Annotated in this window: 16 protein-coding genes; all 16 read left to right on the plus strand. The window is 37.4% G+C overall.

Annotated features, from left to right (window positions below):
* A partial coding sequence (locus AB8P51_RS12425) for a hypothetical protein (RefSeq protein ID WP_369749167.1) occupies positions 1–970 on the plus strand: 970 nt, incomplete at its 5' end.
* Positions 971–1,353: 383 nt separating this feature from the next.
* Positions 1,354–1,857 carry a nuclear transport factor 2 family protein gene (locus tag AB8P51_RS12430; RefSeq protein ID WP_369749168.1) on the plus strand — a complete coding sequence of 168 codons (504 nt, stop codon included), beginning with the start codon at positions 1,354–1,356 and terminating at the stop codon, positions 1,855–1,857.
* A gap of 247 nt (positions 1,858–2,104) precedes the next feature.
* A complete protein-coding gene (locus tag AB8P51_RS12435) occupies positions 2,105–2,395 on the plus strand; it encodes a hypothetical protein (protein ID WP_369749169.1) in 291 nt (96 codons plus the stop codon).
* A gap of 144 nt (positions 2,396–2,539) precedes the next feature.
* Complete coding sequence (locus AB8P51_RS12440) at positions 2,540–3,616, plus strand: DUF4185 domain-containing protein (protein WP_369749170.1); 1,077 nt, start codon at positions 2,540–2,542, stop codon at positions 3,614–3,616.
* 161 nt (positions 3,617–3,777) lie between these two features.
* The gene (locus AB8P51_RS12445) at positions 3,778–4,542 is read left to right on the plus strand and encodes a DUF6090 family protein (RefSeq protein ID WP_369749171.1); all 765 of its coding nucleotides are present in this window, start codon (positions 3,778–3,780) and stop codon (positions 4,540–4,542) included.
* Between the two features lie 9 nt (positions 4,543–4,551).
* The gene (locus AB8P51_RS12450; RefSeq protein WP_369749172.1) at positions 4,552–5,586 is read left to right on the plus strand and encodes a serine hydrolase domain-containing protein; all 1,035 of its coding nucleotides are present in this window, start codon (positions 4,552–4,554) and stop codon (positions 5,584–5,586) included.
* A 131-nt stretch (positions 5,587–5,717) separates the two neighbouring features.
* Positions 5,718–5,990: a hypothetical protein gene (locus AB8P51_RS12455; RefSeq protein WP_369749173.1), complete on the plus strand. Its 273-nt coding sequence runs from the start codon at positions 5,718–5,720 to the stop codon at positions 5,988–5,990.
* Positions 5,991–6,018: 28 nt separating this feature from the next.
* The gene (locus AB8P51_RS12460; RefSeq protein WP_369749174.1) at positions 6,019–6,858 is read left to right on the plus strand and encodes an OmpA family protein; all 840 of its coding nucleotides are present in this window, start codon (positions 6,019–6,021) and stop codon (positions 6,856–6,858) included.
* A 345-nt stretch (positions 6,859–7,203) separates the two neighbouring features.
* Complete coding sequence (locus AB8P51_RS12465; protein WP_369749175.1) at positions 7,204–7,740, plus strand: GNAT family N-acetyltransferase; 537 nt, start codon at positions 7,204–7,206, stop codon at positions 7,738–7,740.
* 188 nt (positions 7,741–7,928) lie between these two features.
* A complete protein-coding gene (locus AB8P51_RS12470; protein ID WP_369749176.1) occupies positions 7,929–8,153 on the plus strand; it encodes a hypothetical protein in 225 nt (74 codons plus the stop codon).
* A gap of 223 nt (positions 8,154–8,376) precedes the next feature.
* A complete protein-coding gene (locus AB8P51_RS12475; RefSeq protein WP_369749177.1) occupies positions 8,377–9,285 on the plus strand; it encodes a mechanosensitive ion channel family protein in 909 nt (302 codons plus the stop codon).
* Between the two features lie 178 nt (positions 9,286–9,463).
* The gene (locus tag AB8P51_RS12480; protein ID WP_369749178.1) at positions 9,464–9,970 is read left to right on the plus strand and encodes a RidA family protein; all 507 of its coding nucleotides are present in this window, start codon (positions 9,464–9,466) and stop codon (positions 9,968–9,970) included.
* A 63-nt stretch (positions 9,971–10,033) separates the two neighbouring features.
* On the plus strand, positions 10,034–10,594 hold the full coding sequence (locus AB8P51_RS12485) for a GNAT family N-acetyltransferase (RefSeq protein ID WP_369749179.1): 561 nt from the start codon (positions 10,034–10,036) through the stop codon (positions 10,592–10,594).
* Complete coding sequence (locus AB8P51_RS12490; RefSeq protein ID WP_369749180.1) at positions 10,539–11,276, plus strand: glutamine amidotransferase; 738 nt, start codon at positions 10,539–10,541, stop codon at positions 11,274–11,276. Before AB8P51_RS12485 ends, AB8P51_RS12490 begins: the two co-directional genes overlap by 56 nt.
* A gap of 169 nt (positions 11,277–11,445) precedes the next feature.
* Positions 11,446–11,988 carry an SRPBCC family protein gene (locus AB8P51_RS12495; RefSeq protein WP_369749181.1) on the plus strand — a complete coding sequence of 181 codons (543 nt, stop codon included), beginning with the start codon at positions 11,446–11,448 and terminating at the stop codon, positions 11,986–11,988.
* Between the two features lie 73 nt (positions 11,989–12,061).
* Positions 12,062–12,403, plus strand: a complete 342-nt coding sequence (locus AB8P51_RS12500; RefSeq protein ID WP_369749182.1) for a VOC family protein — start codon at positions 12,062–12,064, stop codon at positions 12,401–12,403.
* Positions 12,404–12,418 lie beyond the last annotated feature (15 nt).

Below are 12,418 nucleotides of genomic sequence, written 5' to 3' on the forward strand. Positions count from 1 at the left end.
ATCCAAGGGTTCTGTAATTGACCAACCTTATTCACAAGCACAAGCAGAGGTCTTAGAAACTTTTGGGGCCATTGCACAAAGTATAACGGCCGGAGCCGGACATGGATATGATGGCGCATATATGGACCAACTTATCTCTTTTCATGCCTATGGAGACAAGTTCACTGAATTCAATGGAGGACAATCTTTCGATAGTGCAGGTAATGAGCATAATGAACGTCAGTTATTTGGTGAAGATCTAGTAGAAGATGGAGTTATACAATTTGCCGCTAAAGAGGGAACTTTAAAAGTTGCTGTATATTATGGAAATGTAGCTAATTTAACCTTTGTCTCGGATTTTATTCTGATGCATAAAGAATATGGAGAAATTACAGTCGAAAATCTAATTACTTTATTATTTGTTAAAACAAACGGTAAATGGAAAATGGTTCACGAACATCATTCTCCTGTGGGCAATGAAGACAGTGTTGAAAAACCAGCATTGGCTTCTAAAGTATCTGTATCCAAGGGTTCTGTAATTGACCAACCTTATTCACAAGCACAAGCAGAGGTCTTAGAAACTTTTGGGGCCATTGCACAAAGTATAACGGCCGGAGCCGGACATGGATATGATGGCGCATATATGGACCAACTTATCTCTTTTCATGCCTATGGAGACAAGTTCACTGAATTCAATGGAGGACAATCTTTCGATAGTGCAGGTAATGAGCATAATGAACGTCAGTTATTTGGTGAAGATCTAGTAGAAGATGGAGTTATACAATTTGCCGCTAAAGAGGGAACTTTAAAAGTTGCTGTATATTATGGAAATGTAGCTAATTTAACCTTTGTCTCGGATTTTATTCTGATGCACAAAGAATATGGAGAAATTACTGTCGAAAACCTAATTACTTTATTATTTGTTAAAACAAACGGTAAATGGAAAATTGTTCACGAACATCATTCTCCTTTAAAAAAAGAAGAAAGTTAAAAACGTAGTACAACGTAAATAAAAATATCTAGTTAAGCGCAAATCAATATGACTTGCGCTTTTTTTATACTTTTATGCAATACGCAAAATAAGCATCCCTAAATCAGCTACATTTCATTTACCAAGCGTTGTACGAAAAAGTAGGATTTTCCAGTATCGGATTACCTATAAAAACTTCTTCAGAATTTTATTCCTCTAAATACCTTTTTCAACCCAGTTTGAAGGTATGCAACATTAATTGAACTCTTGAACGAATATTTAAACACTCCGCAACAGGCCTGTTATGTAGTGTTTTGAACTTCTTCCAATCTTTATAACATTCAATTTTGAGGGGCAAGATACTCTTGTACTTCGATCAAAAATAAACACTAAAATTTTTTATTATGAAATCAAAATTGACATTAGCAAGTATTATTCTATTCGGATTTTTAACTGCCAGTTGCAACGCACAGTTAGATATGCCTCCGGTAGATCTAATTAATGATGAATTTCCCGAAGCAAAGCAAGAAGTTATGGAAACCTTTGGCGCCATTGCCCAAAGCATTAAAGATGGTGATTTGGATAAATTGATTTCTTTCCACGCCTATGGCCCCAAGTTCACTGAATTCAAAAATGGGGAACCCCGGAATGGCGGTGAGGCAAACGAAACACACGAACGAAATGTGTTTGGTTCAGTAACTGAAGTTTTAAAGTTCGATGCCAACGATTTACAGATTGCTGTTTATGGTGAGGTAGCCAATTTAACATTTCACTCCGATTTTCATCTCAAATTCGGTGAAGACCTTGTTGTGGTGAACGATCAAATTACTTTGTTATTTGTTAAAACAACGGATGGGTGGAAAATGGTTCACGAGCATCATTCTCCTTTAAAAAAAGAGGAAAGTTAAAACCGTAATACAACAAAGCATATAAAAAATAGCCAGTTAAGCGCAAATCAATATGACTTGCGCTTTTTTTATGCTTTTTTACAATTCACAAAATAAGCACCCCTAAATCAGCTACATTGCATATACCAAGCGTTGTGTGGCAGTTAAAAATAGAAGCAGGAAAAATGAAGGATAAAAAAAAGTTGCGACCATTATTCGCTGGATTACAAGAATTTGGGGAGGTATATATCTTTTGTTTTTAATTTTCATGGTTGGTGCTCATGTAATTGGTGCAATATCTGGTACCAGTGATGGTGCCGGATTTAGTTCAACTCAGGAATTGATTTCATTTCTTTTCTTTCCTGTTAGTATCATGATTGGATTAGGTCTGGCTTGGAAATGGGATGGACCAGGAGGATTGATAACTATTTTAGGATTAGTAGGATTTCATATAATAAGACCTGACTTAGTTTTTGATCCCATGATTGATAATCTTGCTGCATCAGGAATATTCTTTATTATTTATTGGTTTATGACTAAAGACCAAAGAAAAACATAACGCTACACAACAACTTGTATAGCTCACGCTGTATCTCAAACCCAAAAATCATTATCTTCAAATCAAATAATATTTTGTGTCACCTATGACATGTGACAGGACAGTACTGGCCATTCACAAGACCGTTGGCAACCATAAAAAGAAATGAGATTACTTTTATTTTCAATATTATTCATATTTGAATTTATCCTAAATGCACAATCTCAGGTTCAATCAGAGGATATGCAAATTGAAGTGTATGAGGTCGATACTTCCATATTCACTACTGATAAATTTTGGAGAGGTGCAGATGGTGCAGCTTCAATTGATTTAGAGAATGGGAAAATCCTTTGGTTATTCAGTGATACATTTATTGATCCTGAAGGCACGGGCAAGCGAAGTAATTCAAAAATGATAAATAATAGTATTGCTATTCAAGAAGGAGATGCATTGGATAAAGTGAATATTGCTTTTTACTATAAAGGGAAACAAAAGCAACCAAAATCATTCTTTGAACTTCCGGGTAAGACATGGTTTTGGACCGGACATGGTATTCTTGCGAATGATACACTTATCATATTCTTATTTGAAGAAAAGAATACAAATAAAGGAATTGGATTTGAAGCAATTGGATGGTATATCGCTTTAATTGATAATCCATTTGAAAACCCTCTTAGTTGGAATATCAGGTACATCAAGGGGTCAGATACTTTTGGCGTTATAGTTGGTTCTTCTGCTGTTCTAAAAGATAAAGATTTCATTTATGCATATGGTGTCTCAGAACCTTCTTCACATTTAGTCTACCTTCTAAGATTCCCTATTGATAAAATAGTCGAAGGCGATATCGCCGGATTGGAATGGTGGAATGCAGGTCATTGGATAACAAGAAAGGAGAGGTTCCCAATTCCATCTCAACTTTTTATTGGACAAACTGAATTTTCTGTTCATTACCAAGAGAATCTTCATCAATATGTTCAAATTCAAACATACGGCTATGGTGCGGCTTCAATAGGATACAGACTCGCTGAGCAACCTGAAGGGCCATGGTCTCAACCTGTTATTTTTTATAATACACAACTGAAGAGTCAAGAAGATTTTGTCTATTCAGCAAATGCCCATCCAGAGATATCAAATGATGGAATTTTGGTCACTTACAATATTAATAGTGCTAATTTTAAAGAGTTGATTAAAAATGATAGTCTTTATTTTCCAAAATTTATAAGTATTAAAATATCAAAATGAAATATAAATTACGGTTGCAACATTGTTTATAAAAAATAGCGAAATAAGTTCTAAAAAAAGTATAAACATAAAATATAGATCAGTAATAAACTGAATAGTTAGTGTATAAAAACCGCTACTATTCTTATACTAGACCGTTGTAAGCAATTTAGAACCACATTATGAAGTTCTTTAGAAGAGTAAGACAGAAGCTGATTTTGGACGCTAAGAATATCCGATATATAAAGTATGCTATAGGAGAAATCATACTGGTAGTCATCGGAATTTTGATTGCACTTCAGATAAATAACTGGAATCAGTCGATTGAAGACAAAAAATCTCTGGATGAATATCTGATAAAGATCAAATACCTTACTCTGGAAGATATAGACCAGTTAGATAAATTATCGAAAGGAAGAAAACAAATCGCAGACCTTTGTAAAAAAGCACGAAACAGCATCTTAAATAAAACCGAAAATGAAAATCTGTTTTTGTTCAAGATAAGTGGTGCTGCTTTTGTCGATTTCTATTTCAAGCCAAATTCCGGCGGCTATGAATCCTTGAAAAATTCAGAGTATTATGGGAAAATAAACAATACCACACTTGATTCTCTTTTGACCAAATATCACGGTTTAGTAGATATTATTGCAGAAAATGAAAGAAGTTATAACCAATACACCGTTCACCAGGAGAATTATCTCGATACGCAAGTCGACAGGTCACTTATCTTGGCTTCTGCATTTATGCCATTAGACTCCCTGGCCGTAAAGGCAACACCTCAGGCTGAATACGACCAGGCGTTTATTGAATATACAGCCAAACCCGCCTATAGAAATGTTATTAGTTTAGCAGCATGGCAATTTGATACGATGATTGAACAATATTATCAATTAACAGATCTGGGCCATTTAATTATTAAAGAAATAGATGCGACCACCGCAGACTAAAAGAGAAAAATGATTAAAAACAAAAAAGCCAAATGGACCGTCAGGGCATTATTACTCGTCGGAACAGTAGTATCCTTGTATTTCGTACCATGGCTTCTGGTAAAAGCCTGGATTTTACCTCTTCCCGACACTATTCAGGAACAGGTTGATGAGGCCATAGGGCATGGATTTGAAGGCATGATTGTTTATGTGGACGAAGCAGGAAAACCACCGGCATTTTACGCAGGGGGTTGGAAAAACAGAGAAAACAAAATACCAGCCGATCCGAATTCATTATTCAAGATCGCCAGCATTAGCAAGCTTTACGATGCTGTGGCTGTCACCAAATTGGTGAGCGATGGACGACTTTCTCTTGATAAAACAATCGCCGATTATTTACCGGAATTAGTGGGCAGAATCGAAAATGCTGACAAAATCACCCTGAGGTTGATGATACAGCATAGAAGTGGGATTCCTAATTTTACTGACGCTCCAAACTTTTGGGAAGCTCCTACAGAGACCTACGAAGAAGGCCTTGCATTGATTCTGGACAAACCGGCCAATTTTGAACCAGGCGAAGACTATGAATATTGCAATACTAATTACCTGTTAATCAATAAGATAATGGATGATGAATTAGGTTATGGCAATTTCAGATTCATTCAGGAAGAAATTCTGACTCCCCTAAACCTTACCAATACCTATGCTTCGCTAAGTGAAGTAAATGTAGCGGATGTAATGAGCGGTTATCATGTGGGATACCCCTATGATTTAAAGACAAACGATTACGGAATGCATGCAACAGCAGAAGACGTAGGCACTTTCCTTAGGGCATTAAATGACGGATCATTATTTGAACCGGGAGAACAAGAGATATATTCCTCCATTTATGAGTATGAACATTCGGGTTGGGTACCGGGTTACCAGAGTTTTGCAAAGTATCACGAAGATATTGATGCTGTTACCGTTGAATTCTACAGCACTACCGACCCTAAACTATACAATTGGAACCTATCAGAGATTATTAATAACAGGATTGTTAAGATAATTAGAAAGAAAAATTAGCCACAAGATGGGCAATACCCAATACCAACGAAACTGCTAATTTAAATGTAATTACAATTAATAATCGTATCGGTAACCAGACCGTCTGTGAAATTGAAAAAAGAGTACATTGCCATTGAAGACAGTAACCTATGGGAATAATAATTAAGAGAAAAAAACATTACGTGACCAGAGTTCTATTATGGTTTCTGGTTATAATATTTTTCGGATTTTCACCTTTGATAGCTGGATTGATTGGAGGAAGTTTAACCGAATTATCTACCGGGCAACCCTGCCATGAAGGAAACTGTTTTTGGGGAGCCCTGCCATGGTATATGTTCTTTACCCTTCCTGTTAGTTTGTTGTTTTTACTTATTTTCGGAATAATCGTCCTTGTCGATTCAATTAAATTATATTCCAAATAACTTTTTCTATCCTATTAATACATAGTCCATGTTAAAGCCGTTCATTTCCCTCTTAATTATATTATTTATATCAAATATCAATGCTCAAACAGATATTAAAGGCAGCGCTGATTACCCCTTGTTGGAAAGATTACCCGACTTTTATATTAGTCGATATTCCGAAAGTGAATTTGATTCGGAAGGGTTTTATTTCGATAACAAAAAGCAACAAATTGAAGGCAGGAAATTTGTTATAGACTACAGACATAACAAGAGCAAAGATTTAAAATTTGAGTTCCCTACCAGGCTTCAAATACTAAGAAATTATTCTAACGCCATAAAAAAAGCCGGTGGAAGAATACTGTTTGAAAGACACAATGCGGAAAAAGGCTATTACAGCTTTAAGACTAGTGATGGCAAAGCGATTTGGGTGTATTTAAAAACAGCCTTAACAGGTAACTCTTATACCCTGACGGTAATTGAACAGGAAGCAATGCGTCAGGATATCGTCATAAACGCTGATCTTATTAAAAACAAGTTAGAGTTAGAAGGTAAAATAGCCATTTATGGAATTTATTTTGATACGGGAAAATCAGACATAAGAGAAGAGTCAACACCAGCCCTTGTGGAGATAGCTAAATACCTTAAAGATAATCCAACCATAAATTGCTGGGTGGTGGGCCATACAGATTCAGATGGTTCTTTTGAGATTAACAGCAAACTATCTTTAGAACGGGCAAAGGCTATAAAAGAAGAATTACAAACTAAATATGGTGTTTCTCAACAAAGGTTGTTTGCCGAAGGAGTAGGACCTTTGGCACCAGTAGCCTCTAATGCAACGGAAGAGGGTAAAAAATTAAATCGAAGAGTAGAACTGGTTGAAAAATAAAGAACTGTACAAAACAATGACTAAGCGCAGTTAAAACTGGTAGTTATATGAGACCGTTGTGCTTCATCTCCTGATCCCAATAGTTATCAGGATCGTGAAGATTACCCTGCCGGCCTCCCCGCCAATTACGGCTGGACAGACATTAAATTTCAAAACCGCACCAAGAGAACAGCATCCCGTATTCCGGAAAGGTATAGGAATTTGGATTTTGGAATTTTACTCCACGGGACCGTTGGGTACAATCTCAAAACACGTAAAAGATCTTCCTTTTGTGAATTGTAATAACAGCTGTATTTTTAACATATATGCATTGCAATTTAAATGCCTTGAAACTAAAGAAGTAAAGTGAAAACTATCATAGAATCAGAGCGGTTATTGCTACGAGAAATCACCCTTGATGACACGGAGGAAATGCTTAGGTTGTATTCAGATCCCGAGGTGCAAAAGTTTACGGGGGAACCCGTGGTAACCTCCATGGAAGAAATGAAAAAAGCCATAGAGTTGCGAATAAAGAACTATAAAAAATACGGATATGGCAGATGGGCTACTGTATTAAAAAGTGGAAAGCAATTCGTCGGTTGGGCAGGGTTGGCATATCTCCCCGAATTTGATGAAGTTGACCTCGGGTATAGATTCTTACCCGAATTTTGGGGATCAGGCCTGGCCACAGAGGCATCTCGTGCCATATTGAATTATGGATTTGATGTACTGAAATTAGATAAGATAGTAGCTATTGCAATGAAAGAAAACAAAGCTTCGATCAGAGTGATGGAGAAAGTGGGTATGGAATTCGAAAAACTTGCTCCCTATGAACCCGGGAGCATAGATGCTGTCTGGTATTGCTGTGATAAAAAGCTAATCGCCAAGAATAAATCGCAATAGAAAGAACGAAAGAATACTTTTATATTAGAGGAAATGGGATTAACATGTTTAATAGCACCATTGCAGTAAGTAAAGTAATGATCCTAAATGATCAATAAAGAATTGATACCCGATCCGAATTAAGATGATAAAAGAAGTATTAAATTATTTAGTAGGTCTAAAGGAATCTCGAATTAAAAAATAAATGCATGGATAAAATCTGGATAATAGGAATAACAATACTGATTTTCGCAGTTTTCGTCTTCCTTTTTTGGAGGCTCACTGCAGCCGGTGCAAAAAAAGAATACGGCACTAAGATGTGGAAACACTGGCCAACGAGATTGTCCTACTGGCAGGCTGCTATTTTTTATGGGATTGTTTTTACAACCATTACGATGCTGCTATTAAAATGGGGGAATGTCCTGAATTCCTGATTGGTGATACTCCTGAAATTAAATCATTTCTCACTAAAATATATTGTTAGTTACCTGATAAGATATAGATTAATCTCCCTAAATTAGAGTGTCATTTATTCTTTTAAAGGATAGAGTCGCGAGGGGCAATACCGTGGTCTCAAACATAGTGTCTACTTTGATTTATCCTTTTGGAAAGATGATAATGCTATTGCATTGCTGAATATATTTACCCGCATAAACCATGGAGGTCTTAAATTTTATCGGAGATTGGACAAATGAGCATCCTGTTGCAACAGGAATTATCAAGTTTATCGTTTGGGTAATTCTGATTGTTGCCATTATTGGGATCTTAAGAAGGTTCCTGCGCAAAAGCCTGCCCAATACATCTGTGAGATACAAATCACAAAAAGGGGTTGAAATAGTAGGATACGTCCTCATTATTTTTCTTTCCATATCCTATTTTACAGGCAATATCAAAGACTTTACACTGGCAATTGGCCTTCTTACAGCGGGAATCACCATCACACTTCAGGAGTTGATTCTAAGTATTGCCGGTTCCTTTTATATCTTTTTCGTCAAGGTTTATAAACCCGGTGACAGAATAGAGATCAACGGAATTAAGGGAGACGTCATCGATATCGATAGTATTTATACCACAATGATGGAAATAGGGCAGTGGGTCACGAGCGATAATTACAGTGGAAGGATCGTGAAATTAAGCAATGCCTTTGTTTTTAAAGGTCCGGTGTATAATTATTCAAAAGACTTTCCATTTATATGGGATGAGTTTAACCTGCCAATACGCTATGGTTCTGATGTTGAATTGGCAAAACAAATAATTATTCGTGTCGCCTCTGAACAGTTGTCTGAATATGTCAACGACTCTATTTCTAACTGGAAAACCATTGTTGACAAATACTACATTGAAGATGCCCTGGTTGAGCCCACTTTGGCGCTTACGATGACCGACAATTGGATTCAGTTTAATTTGAGATATATCGTCGACTACAAGAAAAGAAGGTATACAAAACACTTATTAAACAGCCTTATCGGAAAGGAAATTGAACAAACTGATGGGAAAGTGTTGTTGGCTTCATCTACCGTTGAAATCATCCGAATCCCAACGCTGGATATCGATCAAAATAAGTAGACTATTTCCAGTTCTTCAAAATGGTCATAATTAAGGTTAAGCAAAGTTGAAACTCAACTAATTTTGCTCTGGACAAAACATTTTTTTTCCAAGTCGCCGTGAAATCAATGCTGTCCTTCTCATCTAATTTTTTCCTACCTTGAAGTTAACAATCTAAGAAGGCATTAAAATCAACATTATGAAAAAACCAATCTACTCCCTTTCAATGTTTATCCTGCTTTTTGCAATCATGGCCAGCATCCAGAGCTGTGAACAAAAACAAACCAAAGAAACAGAAGAAGTAACGGTTAAAGTAGAACAACCTGAATATTTCCTGCTCCGCCCGGAAGTTGAAAAGGCATACGGGTATTCCCATGCCGTAAAAATTGGTAATGAGATCAGGATTTCAGGGGCCGTGAGTATGGATGATGCCGGCAATCCTACGGCTATCGGCGACATAGAACAGCAGATGAAAAACTGTTATGCCGACCTGAAGAAGATTTTAGATCATTACGGCTGCTCATATGATGACGTGGTTGCGGAAAATATCTTTACCACGGATATGGCCTCGCTGATAGAAAAATCGGCATACAGGGGTGAAATCTACACAAAGCATTTCCCAACCGGTACATGGGTTGAAGTAACAGGATTGGCTTTGCCCGAGTTTATGATTGAAATTGAATGGGAGGTATATAAGGCTGAATAGGTAGCGGAGGTTTAGTAGACCGACTTTTTTGTTCTGCCCCCAGGTCAGTAAAAAGAAATTACAATGAAGTGTATTCCTTTCTCAGAGTTAAAAACAGAACGCCTACTCTTAAGAAAGCCTGTTGAATCAGACTGGGAGGTGATTTCCTATTTGCGCACTGACAAGGAGGTGAATAAACTTGTTAAACGTCCGAACGCAGATACAAAGGATAAGGCTATTGACTTTATAGAAAAGACTATTGAAGGAATCGATACTGGAAAAATATACTATTGGTGCATTTCTTTGAAAACCCGCCCTGATATGATAGGCAGTATTTGTCTGTGGAACATCAGTGAGGACAGGAAAACAGCAGAAACAGGCTATGATCTGAGTCCGGAGTATCAGAGAAAGGGAATTATGCAGGAGGCTATGCAATGCGTGCTGGATTTCGGCTTTAAGATTTTACACCTCGAAATGATAGAAGCCTATACCCATCACAAAAATGAACCTTCAAAAAACTTACTGGTTCGAAATAATTTCATCCTGAATAAAAGGAGAAAAGACAGGGATAATAAAGACAATGCGATCTATGAAAAAGTTTTTAATTCTTCAATTGCGACCGGAAGACGAGACCACCAAAAGTGAGCTCGAATCCTTCCTGCGGTTTGGTGGATTAGCAGCTCATGAAGTGAAGCAGATCCGTCTGGATAAAGAACCAAATCCGCAAATTGACCTGCACGACTATTCGGCGATACTAGTGGGAGGAAGTCCCTTTGATGTGAGCATCCCTGAAGAAGAAAAGAGCGAATTACAAAAGAAAATCGAACAATTCTTTATGAACTTTTTACACCGGGTAGTGTCTGAGGATTTTCCCTTCCTTGGAGTGTGTGCGGGGAACGGACTTCTAGGGAAATATTCGGGGGTAAGTATTTCAAACACCTATGCAGAACCTCTTGGTAATGTGGAAATCACTATTACGGATACCGGGGCAAAAGATCCCTTGCTCAAAGGCTTGCCCAGAAAATTTTCTGCTTTCGTCGGCCATAAGGAGGCGTGCAACAACACTCCTCCCGGGGCTGAATTGCTGATTACATCAGAAGCCTGCCCGGTTCAGATGTTCAGGTTTAAAGAAAATATATACAGCGCACAGTTCCATCTGGAAGCCGATGCTGATGAGTTTATTTTACGAATAAAGGTCTATAGGCACAATGGTTATTTTCCGCCTTCTCAGGCACAGGAGTTAATAGAGGCCATTAAGGATAAGGAAGCTCCTGTTCCCCATGAAATTCTCAGGCGTTTTGTAAATCGCTATAAGGCGAGGAACTAAAACAGAATTCTACGGAATCCGAAGCTCTTTAGATAATATCCATTCATGAGCTAATTTGTATATTCTTGACCAGATCAGCGAGGTGGCACAATCTAATTTTTATTACCTTAAGGTGTTTAATCGCATCTGTTTCAGTCGAACTACATGTCAAATTAATAAATCCAGCGTTATGAAATATTTAAAGTACATCCTTGGAATTATTGGTGTCCTGGTTATTGTTTTTTTTATGATCGGGATTATTAAACCAGAATTGACTTATGAAGCCGAAATCATGGTTGATAAACCCCTTGCTGAATCCTGGGCTGTGAGTCAGGATGAGGAAAAAATGGGCGACTGGCTCGATGGGTTTCAGAGAATAGAACACATCAGTGGTACACCCGGAACTGTGGGAGCGGTATCCGATGTTTACTTTGTAACGGAAGGGCAGGAAATGATCATCCGGGAAACCATAACCGATATCGATCCGGAGAAATCCTGTTCCATGAAATTTTCCAACGATTTTATGGATATGGATTATACCATTTATATGGAGCCTGTAGATGGGAGAACAAAGATCAGTTCTACTACCACAGTCATGGGAAATGGGATGGTATCAAAATCAATGTCGGCTTTATTTTCAGGCACGTTTAAAGAGCAGGAGGAGACCAACCTTGCGAATCTGAAGAAGACCATCGAATCAAATTCAAAGGATTATATGAAAGGTATGGATTAGTAATGAGCTTAGTAAAATCAATCATCGTAATGGCACAGAAACAATTTGGGCCACTCAAAATAAAATCTTTTAAATGGAAAACAACATCATCAGTTATATCGAATTCAAAACCAATGATATTGCTGTCACAAAAAATTTCTACGGTAAAGTTTTTGGTTGGAAATTTACGGATTACGGACCCACTTATACCTCTTTCTCGGAGAGCGGTGTTTTAGGAGGATTCGAAAAAACAGATGAACAGGTAACACATGGAGTACTTGTTGTATTATATCACGAAGACCTCAAAGCCGTCATAGAGGCAATCACAAAGAATGGGGGAGAAATTGTACAGGATATTTTTTCTTTTCCGGGAGGGAAGCGATTTCACTTTAAAGATCCCGGTGGAAATGAACTTGCAGTTTGGTCTGATAAATAGTATTTCAAAATACAA

The sequence above is a fragment of the Muriicola sp. SD30 genome (assembly GCF_041205185.1).
In the GTDB taxonomy this organism is placed as follows: Bacteria; Bacteroidota; Bacteroidia; order Flavobacteriales; family Flavobacteriaceae; genus Muriicola.